We start from the raw sequence: 19,282 nt of genomic DNA, 5'->3' as shown, positions 1-19,282 counted from the left end.
AAGCTCAAAAAGAAAGAAAAGAGGAAACTTCGAATGTCTAATTGGGACACTAAATTTTTGAAAAAAGGCTTTACCTTCGATGATGTATTGCTTATTCCAGCTGAAAGTCATGTATTGCCTAATGATGCAGATTTAACAACTAAATTGGCAGATAATTTGACTTTAAATATCCCAATTATTACTGCTGCCATGGACACAGTGACAGAGAGTCAAATGGCTATTGCCATTGCTCGTGCAGGTGGTCTCGGAGTTATCCACAAAAACATGTCAATTGCTCAACAAGCAGATGAAGTTCGCAAGGTAAAACGTTCTGAAAATGGAGTTATTATTGATCCGTTCTTCTTGACGCCTGAACATACAATTGCTGAAGCTGATGAGCTTATGGGACGTTACCGCATCAGTGGTGTTCCAGTTGTTGAAACACTTGAAAATCGTAAATTGGTTGGTATTTTGACAAACCGAGATCTTCGTTTTATTTCAGACTATAACCAACCAATCTCAAACCATATGACTAGTGAAAATCTTGTTACTGCTCCTGTGGGTACAGATCTTGCAACAGCTGAGAGTATTCTTCAAGAACACCGTATTGAAAAGCTTCCTTTGGTAGATGAAGAAGGTCGTCTTTCTGGTTTGATTACTATCAAAGATATTGAAAAAGTTATTGAGTTTCCAAATGCTGCTAAAGATGAGTTTGGTCGTCTTCTAGTTGCCGGTGCAGTAGGTGTTACTTCAGATACATTTGAACGTGCAGAGGCTCTTTTTGAGGCAGGAGCGGATGCGATTGTTATTGATACTGCACATGGTCATTCTGCAGGTGTCTTGCGTAAAATTGCTGAGATTCGTGCTCATTTCCCAGATCGTACTTTGATTGCTGGAAATATTGCTACTGCTGAAGGTGCACGTGCCCTTTATGAAGCAGGTGTAGACGTTGTCAAGGTTGGTATTGGCCCAGGTTCTATCTGTACTACTCGTGTGATTGCTGGTGTTGGTGTTCCGCAAGTAACAGCTATCTACGATGCTGCAGCTGTTGCGCGTGAATATGGAAAAACGATTATTGCTGACGGTGGAATCAAGTATTCTGGAGATATTGTAAAAGCCCTTGCTGCAGGTGGAAATGCTGTTATGCTTGGATCAATGTTTGCTGGAACTGATGAAGCTCCAGGTGAAACTGAAATCTTCCAAGGACGTAAGTTCAAGACTTACCGTGGTATGGGATCAATTGCTGCTATGAAGAAAGGTTCAAGCGATCGTTACTTCCAAGGTTCTGTCAATGAAGCAAACAAACTTGTTCCAGAAGGAATTGAAGGTCGTGTTGCTTATAAAGGTGCGGCAGCTGATATTGTCTTCCAAATGATTGGAGGTATTCGCTCTGGTATGGGTTACTGTGGTGCAGCTAACCTTAAAGAACTACACGATAATGCTCAATTTATTGAAATGTCTGGTGCTGGTTTGAAGGAGAGCCATCCTCATGATGTACAAATTACGAATGAGGCACCAAATTATTCTATGTAAAAAAACAATGAAAAGAACTCCAGTAAAAACAGGAGTTCTTTTACAATGTTGTCAATTTCTATTTACAGCAACTTTACCATCCTGAATAGTGAAGATACTTAGATTTTCTGGCAGATTTTGAAGATGATCTAAGCTTGTTGTTGTAATAAAGGTTTGGATTGAATGTGAAATCGTTTCTAATAGTTTTAGTTGTCTAGTGTTGTCAAGTTCGCTCATGACATCGTCAAGCAGTAATATTGGAGATTCTGTAGTAATACTTTCCATTAATTCGATTTCTGCTAATTTTATCGATAGGACGAGACTACGATGTTGACCTTGACTTCCAAAACTAGCATCCATCCCATTTATATAAAAAGAAATATCATCTCGATGAGGACCAACACCAGTATTCTTTTTGAATAAATCTCTGGACCTACTTTTTTCTAAAGCAATTTTGAAAGATTCTGATAAGTCTTCTTTGTCAGTTGGCTTGACAGAAGATTGATAGGATATTGACAACTCTTCAATCTGATTAGAAAGTTCAAAATGTTTCTTACGCCCAAAATGCTCTAGTTTTTTAATAAAATCTAAGCGGTGATTCATCACACGACATCCATAATCAATTAGCTGATCATCTAGTACTGAAAGGAAGGTTTCATCTATTGTTTGAGCTGATTTTAAATAGGTATTTCTTTGCTTAAGGATATGGTTATAATTGGTTAAATCTGATAAATAGATTGGCTTAATTTGCCCAAGCTCCATATCAATGAATTTTCGTCGAACCGAAGGTGCTCCTTTAATTAGTTGTAAATCTTCAGGAGCAAATAAGACAACATTCATGTGTCCGACATAATCTGAAAGTCGTGCCTGTTTTAAATGATTAACTTTTGTTACACGGCCTTTTTGTGTTAGTTCGATTTCTAGGGGAATGGATCCAGTTTTTTTCTGAACGAGACCTGAAAGATGAAGTTGTTCCTCATCAAAATGAATGAGATTTTTATCTGTTCTAGTTCGATGACTACGTGTCAAGGCTAAAAAATAGATAGCCTCTAACATATTTGTTTTACCTTGTGCATTGCGTCCTAAAAAGACATTTAATTTAGGATTAAAGTCTATTTTCGTCTCTTTGTAGTTACGAAAAGTTTTGAGAGATAGGTGTTGTAGCCACATGATTATCTACCAGGGAATCGTGGAGCTTGTTTGCTTTTGGGTGAAGAAGTAGGTTTTGATTTATCTTTTTTTACTCCCTTATTCATCTCCTTAACAATTTTAGCGATTCGTTCTTTTTCAACTTTATCAGCCTGGTATTCATTCTGTTCTTCAGAAGTAGGTTGTGTCAACAAGATGTCAATATTCATGTCAGGGATGTCAATTTTATCGCCAATACGAAGTTTTTTACCGCGACGACTCTCTAATTCCCCATTAAAGTAAACAGAATGTTCAGAGAGAAATGATTTGATAGCTCCTCCGCTATGTGTAATTCCAAGTTCTTTGAGTAGTGCTTGGAGGGTAATAAATTCTTCAAATAATTTGTATTCCATAATTCACCTCAATCTTTGGTATTATACCATATTTTCTTAAAAATAGTGAGAGAAACAGGGAGAAATGTAAGCGATTTTTATTTCAAAACTGTTACAGAGAACAAGAAAATTTCAGGTTTTCGTGATATAATAGAAGTCTGTATATAAGGAGGTAAATCATGGAGTTAGTGCATGGAATTTCAACACATTTTATCCAATCAAAAAAGTTTAAAACGAACAAAATCGCCGTGCGTTTTACCGCTCCATTATCCCTCGATACGATTGCAGGTCGCATGTTGAGTGCGAGTATGCTAGAGACTGCTAATCAGATGTACCCTACTTCTCAAGATTTGAGAAGACATTTGGCCAGTCTATACGGTACAGATATGTCAACCAATTGTTTCAGAAGAGGGCAAAGTCACATTGTAGAATTGACATTTACCTATGTTCGTGATGAATTTTTAAGTAGGAAAAATATGCTAACTTCTCAGGTTTTGGAACTAGTAAAAGAGACTCTTTTCTCACCCGTGGTAGTTGATAATGGATTTGATCCAGCCTTATTTGAAATTGAGAAAAAGCAATTGCTAGCAAGTTTAGCAGCTGATATGGATGATTCGTTTTATTTTGCACATAAAGAATTAGATAAATTATTTTTTCATGACGAACGTCTTCAATTGGAATACAGTGATTTACGAAATCGTATTTTAGATGAAACTCCACAAAGTTCTTATTCTTGTTTCCAAGAATTTTTGGCCAATGATCGAATAGATTTCTTTTTCCTAGGTGATTTTAATGAGGTTGAAATTCAAAATGTATTAGAATCGTTTGGCTTTAAAGGTCGAGAAGGAGATGTGAAGGTTCAGTATTGTCAACCTTATTCTAATATCCTGCAAGAAGGTATGGTTCGGAAAAATGTGGGACAATCCATTTTGGAATTGGGTTATCACTGCCCTTCTGAATATGGTGATGAGCAACATTTACCCATGATTGTAATGAATGGTTTACTGGGCGGATTTGCTCATTCTAAGCTCTTTACAAACGTCCGTGAAAATGCTGGATTAGCTTATACTATTTCAAGTCAGCTCGATTTGTTTAGTGGATTTTTGAGGATGTATGCTGGTATCAATCGAGAAAATCGGAACCAGGCTCGAAAAATGATGAATAATCAACTGCTTGATTTAAAAAAAGGATATTTTACAGAGCTTGAGCTAGAGCAGACCAAGGAAATGATTCGTCGGTCTTTGTTGCTTTCTCAAGATAATCAAGGTTCATTGATTGAACGTGCTTATCAGAATGCCTTACTTGGGAAATCTTCAGCAGACTTTAAAGGTTGGATTGCAAAACTCGAGCAAGTTGACAAAGAGGCTATTTGTAGAGCAGCTAATAATGTGAAACTACAAGCGATTTACTTTATGGAAGGAATAGAATGACAAAGGTTGTTTTTGAAGAAAAATACTATCCAGCTGTAAAAGAAATGGTTTATCGAACTCGTTTGTCAAATGGATTGACAGTTGCTCTTTTGCCTAAAAAGGAATTTAAAGAGGTTTACGGGAGTGTAACTGTACAGTTTGGTTCGGTAGATACGCTTGTCACAGAAGTTGACGGAGATGTAAAAAAATATCCTGCAGGAATTGCTCATTTTCTTGAACATAAATTATTTGAGAGAGAAGATTCTAGTGATTTGATGTCTGCTTTTACGAGTCTAGGTGCAGATAGTAATGCCTTTACAAGCTTTACAAAAACAAGTTATCTTTTTTCAACAACGGATCATTTTTTAGAAAATTTAGAGTTACTTGATGAATTGGTAACATCAGCACATTTTACTGAAGATTCCATTTTAAGAGAGCAGGATATTATTCAGCAAGAACGAGAAATGTACCAAGATGATCCAGATTCGTGTTTATTCTTTTCAACTTTAGCGAATTTGTATCTTGGTACACCTTTAGCAACTGATATTGTTGGAAGTGAGGAGTCCATTTCTCAAATCAATCTAACTAATTTGCAAGAAAATTTTACAAGATTTTACAAACCTGTAAACATGTCTCTGTTTTTAGTTGGTGATTTTGATGTGGAGCAAGTACAGGACTATTTTGAAAGAAAAGAATTGAAAGATTTAGATGTTCAGGAAGTAGTAAGAGAAAAGTTTGTTTTACAAGATGTAAAGCAAACAGACAGTATGAGAATGGATGTATCTTCTCCCAAACTAGCGATTGGGATTAGAGGTAATCGAGAAGTTGCTGAGGCGGATTGCTATCGACATCATATTTTATTAAAATTATTGTTTGCAATGATGTTTGGTTGGACTTCGGATCGTTTTCAAAAGTTATATGAATCAGGTAAAATAGATGCTTCCTTATCTCTTGAAATTGAAGTAACAAGTCGTTTTCATTTTGTTATGTTGACAATGGATACGAGAGAGCCAGTTGCTTTATCTCATCAGTTTAGGAAGGCTATTCGTAATTTTACAAAGGATTTAGATATTACAGAGGATCATTTAGATATTATCAAAAGAGAGATGTTTGGAGAATTTTTCAGTAGCATGAACTCTCTTGAATTTATTGCAACGCAATATGATGCTTTTGAACATGGTGAGACAATTTTTGATTTACCAAAGATTTTACAGGAAATTACTTTAGAGGATGTCCTTGAAGCAGGACATCACTTAATAGATGAAGGGGATATAGTTGATTTTACAATATTCCCATCGTAGTAACCTATCATAATAGACACTAGAAAGAAGAGATGACAAGTATGAGGAAAAAAACAATTGGTGAGGTTTTACGATTAGCTAGAATCAATCAGGGATTGAGTTTAGATGAATTGCAGAAAAAGACAGAAATCCAGTTAGATATGTTGGAAGCAATGGAAGCAGACGATTTCGATCAACTTCCAAGTCCTTTTTACACGCGTTCTTTCTTGAAAAAATATGCATGGGCTGTTGAGTTAGATGATCAAATTGTTTTGGATGCTTATGATTCTGGGAGTATGATTACTTATGAGGAAGTAGATGTTGATGAAGATGAGTTGACAGGTCGTAGACGTTCAAGTAAGAAAAAGAAGAAAAAAACATCCTTTTTACCTTTATTTTATTTTATCCTTTTTGCTTTATCGATTTTAATTTTTGTGACCTATTATGTTTGGAACTATATTCAAACTCAACCAGAGGGAGCTTCTCTTTCTAATTACAGTGTGGTTCAATCAACAAGTTCAACAAGTTCAATAAGTTCAACTAGCTCTGTTACCCACTCCTCAAGTAGTAGTTCATCTAGCAGTTCTTCTAGTATAGAATCAGCTATAAGTGTATCAGGCGAAGGAAATCATGTAGAAATCGCTTATAAGACAAGTAAGGAAACAGTTAAATTGCAATTGGCAGTTTCAGATGTTACAAGTTGGGTCAGCGTTTCAGAAAGCGAACTTGAGGGCGGTGTAACCTTATCGCCAGAGAAGAAAAGTGCAGAAGCAACAGTTGCAACTAAAAGTCCTGTAACAATTACCTTAGGTGTTGTAAAAGGTGTTGCTTTGACAGTAGATAATCAGACTGTTGATTTATCGAAATTAACAGCTCAGACTGGACAAATCACTGTAACCTTTACTAAAAATTAAGGAAAAACGAATGAAAAAAGAACAAATTCCCAATCTTTTAACAATAGGTCGAATTCTCTTTATACCTATTTTTATCTTTATTTTAACGATAGGAAATTCGATAGAGAGTCATATAGTGGCAGCTATTATCTTTGCTATTGCTAGTATTACAGATTATTTAGATGGATATTTAGCTCGTAAATGGAATGTGGTCAGTAATTTTGGCAAATTTGCAGATCCTATGGCGGATAAGCTACTAGTTATGTCGGCTTTTATTATGTTGATTGAGTTAGGTATGGCTCCGGCTTGGATTGTTGCAGTTATTATCTGTCGAGAGTTGGCTGTGACAGGTTTAAGGCTTTTATTGGTTGAAACTGGTGGAACGGTTTTAGCAGCGGCAATGCCTGGAAAAATTAAAACTTTCAGTCAGATGTTTGCCATTATTTTCTTGCTATTACATTGGACTTTGCTTGGTCAAGTTCTACTTTATGTAGCCTTATTTTTCACTATCTACTCTGGCTATGATTATTTCAAGGGTAGTGCCTATGTATTTAAAGGGACATTTGGTTCGAAATGAAATCAATAATTGATGTAAAAAATCTTTCTTTTCGCTATAAGGAAAGTCAGGAATATTACGATGTGAAGGATATTACGTTTCACGTGAAACGTGGGGAATGGCTTTCGATTGTAGGGCATAATGGTAGTGGTAAATCAACGACGGTTCGATTAATTGATGGCTTACTGGAAGCGGAATCTGGGGAGATTGTAATAGATGACCAACGTTTGACTGAGGAAAATATTTGGAATATACGTCGTCAAATCGGTATGGTTTTTCAAAATCCAGATAATCAATTTGTTGGAGCGACTGTTGAGGATGATGTTGCCTTTGGTTTGGAAAATCAGGGCCTTTCTCGTCAAGAAATGAAAAAGAGAGTGGAGGAAGCTCTAGCTTTAGTTGGCATGTTGGATTTTAAAAAGAGAGAGCCAGCGCGTCTATCGGGTGGCCAAAAGCAACGTGTAGCTATTGCAGGTGTTGTAGCCCTAAAACCAGCTATTCTAATTCTAGATGAAGCAACGAGTATGTTGGATCCTGAAGGTCGTAGAGAACTGATTGAGACAGTAAAAGGAATTCGGAAAGACTATGATATGACGGTCATTTCCATTACCCATGATTTGGAAGAAGTCGCCATGAGTGATCGTGTGTTGGTCATGAAAAAAGGGTCAATTGAATCAACTAGTAGTCCAAGAGATCTTTTCTCTCGAAATGATTTAGATCAAATTGGATTAGACGATCCTTTTGCCAATCAATTAAAAAATTCTTTGAACCAGCATGGCTATGATTTGACTGAAAATTATTTGACAGAAAGTGAGCTAGAGGATAAGCTATGGGAATTGCTCTAAAAAATGTGAGTTTTACATATCAAGAAGGTACTCCCTTAGCTTCAACAGCTTTGTCGGATGTTTCTTTGACGATTGAGGATGGTTCTTATACGGCCTTAATTGGGCATACAGGTAGCGGGAAATCAACTATTTTACAACTTTTAAATGGTTTATTGGTGCCAAGTCAAGGAAGTGTACGAGTTTTTGATACCTTAATCACCTCGACTTCTAAAAATAAAGATATTCGGCAAATTAGAAAACAGGTTGGCTTGGTATTTCAGTTTGCTGAAAATCAGATTTTTGAAGAAACGGTTTTGAAAGACGTTGCTTTTGGGCCACAAAATTTTGGAGTTTCTGAAGAAGATGCGGAGCGGATTGCGCGTGAAAAACTGGCTTTGGTTGGAATTGCTGAATCACTTTTTGATCGTAGTCCGTTTGAGCTATCAGGTGGACAAATGAGACGTGTCGCCATTGCAGGCATACTTGCCATGGAACCAGCCATATTAGTCTTAGATGAGCCCACAGCAGGTCTGGATCCTTTGGGTAGAAAAGAGTTGATGACCCTGTTCAAAAAACTCCACCAGTCAGGGATGACCATTGTCTTGGTAACGCATTTGATGGATGATGTTGCTGAATATGCGAACCAAGTCTATGTGATGGAAAAGGGACGTTTAGTTAAAGGTGGGAAACCAAGTGATATCTTTCAAGATGTTGTCTTTATGGAAGAAGTGCAGCTGGGAGTACCTAAAATTACGGCCTTTTGTAAACGGTTGGCTGATAGAGGCGTGTCATTTAAACGATTACCGATTAAGATAGAGGAGTTCAAGGAGTCGCTAAATGGATAGTATGATTTTGGGGCGTTATATCCCAGGGGATTCGATAGTTCACCGATTGGATCCACGCAGCAAATTACTGGCTATGATGCTACTGATTTTAATCGTTTTTTGGGCTAATAATCCCTTGACGAATCTAATTCTTTTTATAGCGACAGGGATATTTATTGCCTTGTCAGGAGTATCTCTTTCATTTTTTATTCAGGGCTTGAAGTCTATGTTTTTCTTGATTGCCTTCACAACTATTTTTCAACTATTTTTCATTTCTAATGGGAATGTTTTATTTGAGTTTTCGTTTGTGAGAATCACAGATTATGCTTTGCAACAAGCTGGGATTATTTTTTGTCGTTTTGTATTGATTATTTTCTTTTCAACTTTGTTAACCTTAACGACCATGCCCTTAAGTTTGGCCTCAGCTGTCGAAGCTTTGTTAGCGCCTTTAAAGCGTGTGAAAGTTCCAGTTCATGAAATTGGATTGATGCTGTCCATGAGTCTACGTTTTGTCCCAACATTAATGGATGATACGACGCGGATTATGAATGCGCAGAAAGCACGTGGAGTGGATTTTGGAGAAGGAAGCATCGTTCAAAAAGTAAAGGCGATGATTCCCATTTTGATTCCTCTTTTTGCGACAAGTTTAAAACGTGCGGATTCCTTGGCTATTGCTATGGAAGCGCGTGGTTATAAGGGGGGAAAAGGCAGAAGTCAATACAGACAATTGAAATGGACTCGAAAGGATACGCTGACCATTCTTGTTGTTCTCGTACTTGGTTGTTGTTTATTTTTCTTAAAATCTTAGTAGCTTTCAGGAATTGATAAAAAAGTTACTGTAACAGTTTTTGATATAAAGGTAGGGATATGAACCGTTTTAAAAAATCAAAATATGTCATTATTGTTTTTGTCACTGTTCTGCTTGTCTCAGCTCTCTTAGCGACGACTTATTCAAGTACAATTGTGACAAAATTAGGAGATGGGATCTCATTGGTTGATAGAGTTGTGCAAAAACCTTTTCAGTGGTTTGATTCTGTTAAATCAGATTTGGCACATTTGACACGAACATATAATGAAAATGAAAGTTTGAAGAAACAGATTTACCAATTAGAAGTTAAATCAAATGAGGCGGAAAGTTTAAAGACAGAAAATGAGCAACTGCGCCAATTGCTTGATATGAAGTCCAAATTGCAAGCTACAAAGACTTTGGCAGCAGATGTTATTATGCGTTCTCCGGTATCTTGGAAACAGGAATTGACCTTAGATGCAGGCAAATCAAAAGGGGCTTCTGAGAATATGTTAGCAATTGCAAATGGTGGCTTGATTGGGAGTGTTTCAAAAGTAGAGGAGAACTCTACTATAGTCAACCTTCTGACTAATACGGAAAATGCTGATAAGATTTCTGTTAAAATTCAACACGGCACTACCACAATTTATGGAATTATTGTTGGCTACGACAAGGAAAATGACGTTCTCAAAATTAGTCAATTAAATAGTAATAGCGATATTAGTGCAGGCGATAAGGTGACAACGGGTGGATTAGGAAACTTTAACGTTGCTGATATTCCTGTAGGTGAAGTGGTTGCCACAACGCATAGTACAGACTATTTGACGCGAGAAGTAACTGTTAAATTGAGTGCAGATACTCATAATGTGGATGTGATAGAATTAGTGGGGAATTCATGATGAGACAGTTGAAGCGGGTTGGAGTGTTTTTATTGCTTCCTTTCTTTGTTCTAATTGACGCCCATATTAGCCAGCTTCTGGGATCATTTTTCCCCCATGTACATTTGGCTAGTCATTTTCTTTTTCTATTTCTATTATTTGAGACGATAGAAGTATCAGAGTATCTCTATCTAGTCTATTGTTTTATGGTGGGCTTGGTTTACGATGTTTACTTTTTCCATCTAATAGGGATTGCAACTCTCTTATTTATCTTATTGGGAGCCTTTCTTCATAAATTGAATAGTGTTATTTTATTGAATCGTTGGACGAGAATCTTGGCTATGATTGTTATGAGTTTTCTATTTGATATGGGAACTTATCTCTTTGCATTAGCGGTAGGTTTAACTCTAGATAGTCTGCCGATTTTTATCGTTTATAGCCTAGTACCATCCATGATTTTAAATCTTGTGTGGATGCTTATTTTTCAGTTTATTTTTGAAAGATATTATCTATAAGAAAGAAACAAAAATGTAACAAAGGCGTAATATTCATTAGGCCTTTTTTTGGTATACTAGTATTGTCTTTAAAAGAAGGAGTATCTACGTAATATGAAGAAAAAAATCTTAGCGTCACTTTTATTAAGTACAGTAATGGTTTCTCAAGTAGCTGTTTTAACAACTGCGCATGCAGAAACGACTGATGACAAAATTGCTGCTCAAGATAATAAAATTAGTAACTTAACAGCGCAACAACAAGAAGCCCAAAAACAAGTTGACCAAATTCAGGAGCAAGTATCAGCTATTCAAGCTGAGCAATCTAACTTGCAAGCTGAAAATGATAGATTACAAGCAGAATCCAAAAAACTTGAGAGTGAGATTACAGAACTTTCTAAAAATATTGTATCTCGCAATGATTCTTTGGAAAAACAAGCTCGTAGTGCTCAAACAAATGGAGCTGCAACTAGCTACATCAATACGATTGTAAATTCAAAATCAATTACAGAAGCTATTTCACGTGTAGCAGCAATGAATGAAATCGTATCTGCTAACAACAAAATGTTGGAACAACAAAAAGCAGATAAAAAAGCAATTTCTGAGAAGCAAGTGGCAAACAATGACGCAATTAATACAGTAATTGCAAATCAACAGAAATTGTCTGATGATGCGCAAGCTTTAACAACGAAACAAGCTGAGTTGAAGGCTGCAGAATTAAATCTTGCTGCTGAAAAAGCGACAGCAGAAGATGAAAAAGCAAGTTTGCTAGAGAAAAAAGCAGAAGCAGAAGCGGCAGCAAAAGCAGCAGCAGCGGCAGAAGCAGCTTACAAGGCAAAACAAGTAAGTCAACAACAAACAGTTGTTGCTTCTGGAAATACGACTTTTGCAGCACAGGTTCAAGCTGTAGCTTCTTCGGAATCAGCAACATATACTCCTGTGGCAGTCAAACAACGCCCAACATACAGTACAAATGCTTCAAGCTATCCAATTGGAGAATGTACATGGGGAGTTAAAACATTAGCACCTTGGGCTGGAGACTATTGGGGTAATGGAGCACAGTGGGCTACAAGTGCGGCTGCTGCAGGATTCCGTACAGGTTCAACACCTCAAGTTGGTGCGATTGCATGTTGGAATGATGGTGGCTATGGACACGTAGCGGTAGTCACTGCTGTAGAATCAACAACACGTATCCAAGTGTCAGAATCAAATTATGCTGGTAATCGCACGCTTGGAAATCATCGTGGGTGGTTCAATCCGACAACTACGTCTTCAGGTTTTGTAACATATATTTATGCAGATTAATTTACAGAGGGACTCGAATAGAGCCCTCTTTTCAAGTTTTACCGTGATAATCCCTATTAAAAATTATATCAAAACAGCTTGAAAATATTGAAAAAGTATGGTAAAATGAAACTTGTCGTGTGAACGATAATACTCATTCTTGATGAATTGTGAAGCAGTTGCTCTTGGGTCGTTTTGCAAGTTGAAGTCAAGAAGAGGAAAAAAACAAAAAGGAGAAATACTCATGGCAGTAATTTCAATGAAACAACTTCTTGAGGCTGGTGTACACTTTGGTCACCAAACTCGTCGCTGGAACCCTAAGATGGCTAAGTACATCTTTACTGAGCGTAACGGAATCCACGTTATCGACTTGCAACAAACAGTAAAATACGCTGATCAAGCATACGACTTCATGCGTGATGCAGCAGCTAACGATGCAGTTGTATTGTTCGTTGGTACTAAGAAACAAGCAGCTGATGCAGTTGCTGAAGAAGCAGTACGTTCAGGTCAATACTTTATTAACCACCGTTGGTTGGGTGGAACTCTTACAAACTGGGGAACAATCCAAAAACGTATCGCTCGTTTGAAAGAAATCAAACGTATGGAAGAAGATGGAACTTTCGAAGTTCTTCCTAAGAAAGAAGTTGCACTTCTTAATAAACAACGTGCACGTCTTGAAAAATTCTTGGGTGGTATCGAAGATATGCCTCGTATCCCAGATGTTATGTACGTAGTTGACCCACATAAAGAGCAAATCGCTGTTAAAGAAGCTAAGAAATTGGGAATCCCAGTTGTAGCGATGGTTGATACAAACACTGATCCAGATGATATCGATGTAATCATCCCAGCTAACGATGATGCTATCCGCGCTGTTAAATTGATCACAGCTAAATTGGCTGATGCTATCATCGAAGGACGTCAAGGTGAAGATGCAGTAGCAGTTGAAGCAGAATTTGCAGCTTCAGAAGCTCAAGCAGATTCAATCGAAGAAATCGTTGAAGTTGTAGAAGGCGATAACGCTTAATTCATATAATTAGTAATTACCTAGGAGGGCGGGGCTTAGCCCGGCTCTCCTATTTTTAAAAAATATAGGAGAATCAAAATGGCAGAAATTACAGCTAAACTTGTAAAAGAGTTGCGTGAAAAATCTGGTGCCGGAGTTATGGACGCTAAAAAAGCGCTTGTAGAAACAGACGGTGACATCGAAAAAGCGATTGAATTGCTTCGTGAAAAAGGTATGGCTAAGGCAGCTAAGAAGGCTGACCGTGTTGCTGCAGAAGGTTTGACTGGCGTTTACGTTAACGGTAATGTTGCAGCAGTTATTGAAGTAAACGCTGAAACTGACTTCGTTGCGAAAAATGCTCAATTCGTTGAATTGGTAAATACTACAGCTAAAGTTATTGCTGAAGGAAAACCTGCTAATAATGAAGAAGCACTTGCTTTGACAATGCCTTCAGGTGAAACTCTTGAAGCTGCATACGTATCTGCAACAGCAACAATCGGAGAAAAAATCTCATTCCGTCGCTTTGCATTGATTGAAAAAACAGATGCACAACACTTTGGAGCATACCAACATAACGGTGGACGTATCGGTGTTATTTCAGTTGTTGAAGGTGGAGACGAAGCACTTGCTAAACAATTGTCAATGCACATCGCAGCGATGAAACCAACAGTTCTTTCTTACAAAGAATTGGATGAACAATTCGTTAAAGATGAGTTGGCACAATTGAATCACGTAATCGACCAAGACAACGAAAGCCGTGCAATGGTTAACAAACCAGCTCTACCACACTTGAAGTATGGATCAAAATCTCAATTGACTGATGAAGTGATTGCTCAAGCTGAAGCTGACATCAAAGCTGAGTTGGCTGCAGAAGGCAAACCAGAAAAAATCTGGGACAAAATTATCCCAGGTAAAATGGATCGCTTCATGCTTGACAACACTAAAGTTGACCAAGCTTACACACTTCTTGCACAAGTTTACATCATGGATGATAGCAAGACAGTTGAAGCATATCTTGAATCAGTTAACGCTTCAGTAGTTGAGTTCGCTCGCTTTGAAGTTGGTGAAGGTATTGAGAAAGCTGCAAACGACTTTGAAGCTGAAGTTGCAGCTACAATGGCAGCAGCCTTGAATAACTAATTATAGAAAGGAAGTAAATTTGCTTCCTTTTTTCTATGCAGTCGATCCCTATAGGGAGAGCTTCCTATTTTCAAGGTAAAAACAAAAAGCCCTATAATAAGGGCCAATTGTATTTAGGAGACTAAACTTCAAATTCATAGAGTGCTGTAGAGAGATAACGTTCACCGTTATCTGGTGCTAGAGCAAGGACTTTTTTACCTGTACCTAATTTTTTGGCAACCTCGATGGCTCCGTAGATAGCTGCAGCTGAGGAAATCCCTACAAGGAAGCCTTCTTTTCCACCAATTTCACGTCCGAGTGCAAGAGCATCATCTGATGTTACACGAACGATACCATCATAAGCCTTTGTATCAAGTGTATCAGGAATAAATCCAGCTGAGATACCTTGAATTTTGTGAGGACCAGGTTTTTCACCAGATAGAATGGCGGATTCATCAGCTTCCACTGCATAAACTTGAATGTTTGAATTTGCTGATTTGAGTGCATGAGAAACACCAGAAATCGTTCCACCGGTACCAACTCCAGCAACAAAGGCATCTAATCCATCTTTACCGAAAGCAGCTAGTATCTCAGCTCCTGTTGTTCTTTCGTGTACTTCTGGATTTGCTGGGTTATCAAATTGAAGAGGAAGGAAACCATCACGTTCAGCAGCGATTTCTTGAGCCTTAGCAATAGCACCTTTCATTCCTTCGCTACCAGGAGTAAGGACGAGTTCAGCACCATAGGCTTGGATAATCTTACGTCGTTCCACACTCATAGTTTCAGGCATAACGATAACAACTTTATACCCTTTAGCAGCCCCTACCCATGAAAGTCCAATACCAGTGTTTCCACTTGTTGCTTCAACAATAGTAGAACCAGGTTTCAGAATACCATCTTGTTCAGCTTTTTCAATCATGCTAAGAGCAATACGGTCTTTTACAGAAGAACCAGGGTTAAATGCTTCAAGTTTTACATAGACATCTGCAGCACCTTCTGGCACAATGTTGTTGAGTTTAACAATCGGAGTTTGACCGATTAATTCAGTAATGTTGTTATAAATAGACATATGAATACCTCTTTGTATAAGATATCTCTAGTATAACGCTATCTATACCATTTGTAAAATATAGAAATCCTATCGAAGCGATAGGATTTTTTTATATCATAGGTCTAAGCTATTAATTTTTAAGCGATTGTGATAGGCTAATTCTAGTAAATATGTATAAAGTGGAACGATATCTGTTTTCTTAGGGAATTCAAATTTGTGAACACTAAAATGTTCATTATGTGCTTTTAGAAAGATATTTTCTAAATAAGTAATAGTAATTTCACTATCATCTATACCTGCTCCCGCAGTTTCCATTTCAACGTTAACAATGTTCATCAAAAAGATTGATTTAATAGACATCTTACGACCAGTAGCGCCTTGTTTATCTGTAAAGATAATACGTATATTGGTAAATATAATTGAGTCACGAATAAGTTTATATCCACTTTGAATTTCTTCGTTTTCTAGTAAATATTGTCCATATTCTTTGATAAGAGTTTCTTTGTTTTGCTCGCTAAAGTTACCAGCGAGTCCTTGAATGAACTTTCCAAATGCCATATTTCTCTCCTTTGTTTACACTAAGTTTACAGGAACTTCAACTTCGCGTAAACCTTGATCAGTTAAAGTGACTTTTCCATTAAAAAACTCTACAAGTGCAGCTTTAATAGTTTCTTTTTCTTCTTTATCAACATAAATCATCGTATCGACTTGATCTGTAAAGTTTGTATCCAGCTCCATGAGATTATGTTCTTTAAGGAAGTTACTGTACTCTTGATACTGAGCGTAAGACATTTGAATAGCAATGCCCGCCTGTTCCTTTATTTCAATGATGCCAATTTCTTTGACAGCTAAGGCAATACTGCCGGCGTAAGCACGAATCAGTCCTCCAGCGCCTAGTTTAATGCCACCAAAGTAGCGTGTCACTACCACACAGACATTGGTGAGGTTGTGATTTTCTAGTACCCCTAGCATGGGAACGCCAGCAGTACCACTAGGCTCACCATCATCACTTGTTCGTTTGATTTCACTACGTTCTCCAATAATGAAGGCAGAGCAGTTATGCGTAGCTTTGTAGTGCTCTTTCTTGATGGCAGTAATGAAGTCACGAGCCTCTTCTTCGCTATAAACACGCTTGGCATGACAGATAAAGCGGGATTTTTTGATTTCTTCTTGGACTTGTCCGTCCTCTTTAATTGTTCTAAATTCCATGATTTAATTGTACTAAAAAATCATCTAAAGTGCTAGTTTTTACGAATAAAGAAGTATGAAAGTAAATCCAAATTATCTCGGTCGTTTGTTTACGGAGAATGAATTAACAGAAGAGGAACGTCAGTTGGCGGAGAAATTTCCAGCAATGAGAAAGGAGAAGGGGAAACTTTTCTGTCAACGTTGTAATAGTACTATTCTAGAAGAATGGTATTTGCCCATTGGTGCTTACTATTGTCGGGAGTGCTTAATTATGAAGCGAGTCAGGAGTGATCAAGCTTTATACTATTTCCCACAGGAGGATTTTCCGAAGCAAGATGTTCTTAAATGGCGTGGTCAATTAACTCCTTTTCAAGAGAAGGTGTCAGAGGGACTGATTCGAGCAGTAGAGAAGCAAGAGCCAACTTTAGTTCATGCGGTGACAGGGGCTGGAAAGACAGAAATGATTTATCAAGTTGTGGCTAAGGTGATTAATAGGGGTGGTGCAGTGTGTTTGGCCAGTCCTCGCATAGATGTTTGTTTGGAGCTGTACAAGCGCCTGCAAGATGATTTTGCTTGCGAGATATCTTTACTACACGGAGAATCAGAGCCGTATTTTCGAACACCACTAGTTGTTGCGACGACCCATCAGTTATTGAAGTTTTATCAAGCTTTTGATTTGCTGATAGTGGATGAAGTAGATGCCTTTCCTTATGTTGACAATCCCACGCTTTACCATGCTGTCAAGAATAGTGTAAAGGAGAATGGCTTGAGAATCTTTTTAACAGCGACTTCTACCGATGAGTTAGATAGGAAGGTTCGTTTAGGAGAATTAAAAAGGTTGAGTTTGCCTAGACGATTTCATGGAAATCCATTGATTATTCCTAAGCCAGTTTGGTTATCGGATTTTAATCGCTATTTGGATAAGAATCGTTTGTCATCAAAGTTAAAGACTTATATTAAGAATCAGAGAAAGACAGCTTATCCGTTACTCATTTTTGCTTCAGAAATTAAGAAAGGGGAGCAATTAAAAGAAGTCTTACAGAAGGAATTTCCGCATGAGAAAATTGGTTTTGTGTCTTCAGTTACGGAAGATCGATTAGAGCAGGTGCAAGCTTTTCGAGATGGAGAACTGACAATACTTATCAGTACGACAATATTGGAGCGTGGAGTTACCTTTCCTTGTGTGGATGTTTTCGTAGTAGAGGCCAATCATCGTCTGTTTACCAAGTCTAGTTTAATACAGATTGGAGGACGTGTCGGTCGGAGTATGGACAGACCGACAGGAGATTTGCTTTTTTTCCATGATGGGTTAAATACTTCAATCAAGAAGGCAATTAAGGAAATTCAACAGATGAATAAGGAGGCGGGTCTATGAAGTGTTTGTTATGTGGGCAGATTATAAAGGCTGTTTTAACTTTCAGTAGTCTCTTACTTCTGAAGAATGATGTCTCCTGTCTTTGTTTAGATTGTGATTCTACTTTTGAGAGAATTGGAGAAGAGTACTGTCCAAACTGTATGAAAACAGGATTGTCAACGAAGTGTCAAGATTGTCAATTTTGGTGTAAAGAAGGAGTTGAAGTCAGTCATAGAGCGATTTTTACTTACAATCAAGCTATGAAGGATTTTTTCAGTCGGTATAAGTTTGATGGAGACTTCCTTTTAAGAAAAGTGTTCGCTTCATTTTTAAGTGAGGAGTTAAAAAAGTACAAAGAGTATCAATTTGTTGTAATTCCCCTAAGTCCTGATAGATATGCTGATAGAGGATTTAATCAGGTTGAAGGTTTAGTTGATGCAGCAGGCTTTGCGTATCTGGATTTATTAGAAAAGAGAGAAGAGCGAGCTAGTTCTTCTAAAAGTCGCTCAGAGCGTTTGGAGACAGAATTTCCTTTCTTTATTAAAAGTGGAGTCACTATTCCTAAAAAAATCCTACTTATAGATGATATTTATACTACTGGAACAACTATAAATCGTGTGAAGAGACTGCTGGAAGAAGCGGGTGCTGAGGATGTGAAAACATTTTCCCTTGTAAGATGAGGAAAAAATTTGCAAAAATAAAATGAAAGCGTTATAATGAAATCAGAAAAACAAAAATGTTTAGAAAGAAGGTACTCATATGATTAAATATAGTATCCGTGGTGAAAACCTAGAAGTAACAGAAGCAATTCGTGATTATGTAGTTTCTAAACTCGAAAAGATCGAAAAGTATTTTCAAGCTGAACAAGAGTTGGATGCTCGAGTTAACTTGAAGGTGTATCGTGAAAAAACTGCTAAAGTGGAAGTAACGATTCCGCTTGGCTCAATTACTCTTCGTGCAGAAGATGTGTCTCAAGATATGTATGGTTCAATTGACCTTGTAACCGATAAAATTGAACGTCAGATTCGTAAAAATAAAACAAAAATCGAGCGTAAAAATAAAACTAAGGTAGCAACTAGTCAATTATTTACAGATGCTTTGGTGGAAGATCCAAATGTTGTCCAATCTAGAGTTGTTCGTTCAAAACAAATTGATTTAAAACCAATGGATTTGGAAGAAGCTATTCTACAGATGGATTTGTTGGGACATGATTTCTTTATCTATGTGGATGTTGAAGATCAGACAACCAATGTGATTTATCGTCGTGAGGATGGCGAAATTGGTTTGTTAGAAGTTAAAGAATCTTAATTTCAATATGTGTAAAGGAAGG

Annotated in this window: 21 protein-coding genes; 16 read left to right on the top strand and 5 right to left on the bottom strand. The window is 37.4% G+C overall.

Going from position 1 to position 19,282, the window contains the following annotated elements; genetic code table 11:
- Positions 1 to 33: 33 nt before the first annotated feature.
- Positions 34 to 1,512, top strand: a complete 1,479-nt coding sequence (gene guaB / locus N8M09_RS04570) for an IMP dehydrogenase (protein ID WP_000073418.1) — start codon at positions 34 to 36, stop codon at positions 1,510 to 1,512.
- Positions 1,513 to 1,563: 51 nt separating this feature from the next.
- On the opposite strand, the gene recF is transcribed toward guaB, so the two are convergent.
- Positions 1,564 to 2,661 (bottom strand): DNA replication/repair protein RecF, encoded by a 1,098-nt coding sequence (gene recF / locus N8M09_RS04565; protein ID WP_261064133.1) that lies wholly within the window; start codon positions 2,659 to 2,661, stop codon positions 1,564 to 1,566.
- A 2-nt stretch (positions 2,662 to 2,663) separates the two neighbouring features.
- Positions 2,664 to 3,032 (bottom strand): S4 domain-containing protein YaaA, encoded by a 369-nt coding sequence (yaaA, locus tag N8M09_RS04560; protein WP_261064132.1) that lies wholly within the window; start codon positions 3,030 to 3,032, stop codon positions 2,664 to 2,666.
- A gap of 158 nt (positions 3,033 to 3,190) precedes the next feature.
- On the opposite strand from yaaA, the gene yfmF reads away from it, so the two are divergent.
- The 12 genes from yfmF to tsf all read left to right on the top strand — a co-directional run bounded on the left by yfmF (position 3,191) and on the right by tsf (position 14,380).
- A complete protein-coding gene (gene yfmF, locus N8M09_RS04555) occupies positions 3,191 to 4,441 on the top strand; it encodes an EF-P 5-aminopentanol modification-associated protein YfmF (protein ID WP_261064130.1) in 1,251 nt (416 codons plus the stop codon).
- On the top strand, positions 4,438 to 5,721 hold the full coding sequence (gene yfmH / locus N8M09_RS04550; RefSeq protein ID WP_261064128.1) for an EF-P 5-aminopentanol modification-associated protein YfmH: 1,284 nt from the start codon (positions 4,438 to 4,440) through the stop codon (positions 5,719 to 5,721). The genes yfmF and yfmH overlap by 4 nt, the downstream gene beginning before the upstream one ends.
- A 41-nt stretch (positions 5,722 to 5,762) precedes the next feature.
- Positions 5,763 to 6,614 carry a cytoskeleton protein RodZ gene (rodZ, locus tag N8M09_RS04545; RefSeq protein ID WP_261038861.1) on the top strand — a complete coding sequence of 284 codons (852 nt, stop codon included), beginning with the start codon at positions 5,763 to 5,765 and terminating at the stop codon, positions 6,612 to 6,614.
- 10 nt (positions 6,615 to 6,624) lie between these two features.
- Positions 6,625 to 7,170 (top strand): CDP-diacylglycerol--glycerol-3-phosphate 3-phosphatidyltransferase, encoded by a 546-nt coding sequence (gene pgsA / locus N8M09_RS04540; RefSeq protein WP_000712127.1) that lies wholly within the window; start codon positions 6,625 to 6,627, stop codon positions 7,168 to 7,170.
- Positions 7,167 to 7,994 (top strand): energy-coupling factor ABC transporter ATP-binding protein, encoded by an 828-nt coding sequence (locus tag N8M09_RS04535; RefSeq protein ID WP_261064127.1) that lies wholly within the window; start codon positions 7,167 to 7,169, stop codon positions 7,992 to 7,994. Before pgsA ends, N8M09_RS04535 begins: the two co-directional genes overlap by 4 nt.
- Positions 7,979 to 8,818 carry an energy-coupling factor transporter ATPase gene (locus N8M09_RS04530; protein ID WP_261064125.1) on the top strand — a complete coding sequence of 280 codons (840 nt, stop codon included), beginning with the start codon at positions 7,979 to 7,981 and terminating at the stop codon, positions 8,816 to 8,818. Before N8M09_RS04535 ends, N8M09_RS04530 begins: the two co-directional genes overlap by 16 nt.
- A complete protein-coding gene (locus N8M09_RS04525) occupies positions 8,811 to 9,605 on the top strand; it encodes an energy-coupling factor transporter transmembrane component T family protein (protein ID WP_261064123.1) in 795 nt (264 codons plus the stop codon). Before N8M09_RS04530 ends, N8M09_RS04525 begins: the two co-directional genes overlap by 8 nt.
- A 59-nt stretch (positions 9,606 to 9,664) precedes the next feature.
- A complete protein-coding gene (gene mreC / locus N8M09_RS04520; protein WP_261064121.1) occupies positions 9,665 to 10,483 on the top strand; it encodes a rod shape-determining protein MreC in 819 nt (272 codons plus the stop codon).
- Positions 10,483 to 10,977 (top strand): rod shape-determining protein MreD, encoded by a 495-nt coding sequence (gene mreD, locus N8M09_RS04515; RefSeq protein WP_261064120.1) that lies wholly within the window; start codon positions 10,483 to 10,485, stop codon positions 10,975 to 10,977. Before mreC ends, mreD begins: the two co-directional genes overlap by 1 nt.
- A 93-nt stretch (positions 10,978 to 11,070) precedes the next feature.
- Positions 11,071 to 12,258, top strand: a complete 1,188-nt coding sequence (pcsB, locus tag N8M09_RS04510; protein ID WP_261064119.1) for a peptidoglycan hydrolase PcsB — start codon at positions 11,071 to 11,073, stop codon at positions 12,256 to 12,258.
- A 223-nt stretch (positions 12,259 to 12,481) separates the two neighbouring features.
- Positions 12,482 to 13,261, top strand: a complete 780-nt coding sequence (gene rpsB / locus N8M09_RS04505; protein WP_007556349.1) for a 30S ribosomal protein S2 — start codon at positions 12,482 to 12,484, stop codon at positions 13,259 to 13,261.
- A gap of 78 nt (positions 13,262 to 13,339) precedes the next feature.
- Positions 13,340 to 14,380: a translation elongation factor Ts gene (gene tsf, locus N8M09_RS04500; protein ID WP_000808071.1), complete on the top strand. Its 1,041-nt coding sequence runs from the start codon at positions 13,340 to 13,342 to the stop codon at positions 14,378 to 14,380.
- Positions 14,381 to 14,501: 121 nt separating this feature from the next.
- Here the strand turns inward: tsf and cysK are convergent, their stop codons facing one another.
- The 3 genes from cysK to N8M09_RS04485 form a co-directional block, all read right to left on the bottom strand.
- Entirely contained in the window at positions 14,502 to 15,428 is a 927-nt protein-coding gene (cysK, locus tag N8M09_RS04495; protein WP_000029883.1) for a cysteine synthase A, read from the bottom strand.
- A 96-nt stretch (positions 15,429 to 15,524) separates the two neighbouring features.
- Entirely contained in the window at positions 15,525 to 15,968 is a 444-nt protein-coding gene (locus N8M09_RS04490) for a PH domain-containing protein (protein WP_261064118.1), read from the bottom strand.
- Between the two features lie 15 nt (positions 15,969 to 15,983).
- Positions 15,984 to 16,619 carry a YigZ family protein gene (locus tag N8M09_RS04485; protein ID WP_261064115.1) on the bottom strand — a complete coding sequence of 212 codons (636 nt, stop codon included), beginning with the start codon at positions 16,617 to 16,619 and terminating at the stop codon, positions 15,984 to 15,986.
- 55 nt (positions 16,620 to 16,674) lie between these two features.
- Here N8M09_RS04485 and N8M09_RS04480 point away from each other — a divergent pair, with 55 nt between their 5' ends.
- From N8M09_RS04480 to hpf, 3 genes are all read left to right on the top strand, one after another.
- Positions 16,675 to 17,973 (top strand): ATP-dependent helicase ComFA, encoded by a 1,299-nt coding sequence (locus N8M09_RS04480; RefSeq protein WP_261064113.1) that lies wholly within the window; start codon positions 16,675 to 16,677, stop codon positions 17,971 to 17,973.
- On the top strand, positions 17,970 to 18,632 hold the full coding sequence (locus tag N8M09_RS04475; RefSeq protein WP_261064109.1) for a ComF family protein: 663 nt from the start codon (positions 17,970 to 17,972) through the stop codon (positions 18,630 to 18,632). The genes N8M09_RS04480 and N8M09_RS04475 overlap by 4 nt, the downstream gene beginning before the upstream one ends.
- A 79-nt stretch (positions 18,633 to 18,711) precedes the next feature.
- Positions 18,712 to 19,260: a ribosome hibernation-promoting factor, HPF/YfiA family gene (gene hpf / locus N8M09_RS04470; RefSeq protein ID WP_261064107.1), complete on the top strand. Its 549-nt coding sequence runs from the start codon at positions 18,712 to 18,714 to the stop codon at positions 19,258 to 19,260.
- The last annotated feature ends 22 nt before the right edge of the window (positions 19,261 to 19,282 follow it).

The organism is Streptococcus mitis, assembly GCF_946190375.1.
Taxonomy (GTDB): domain Bacteria; phylum Bacillota; class Bacilli; order Lactobacillales; family Streptococcaceae; genus Streptococcus; species Streptococcus mitis_CJ.
The sequence above is the reverse complement of the archived record's forward strand: the minus strand, read 5'-3'. Positions and strand labels throughout refer to the sequence as shown.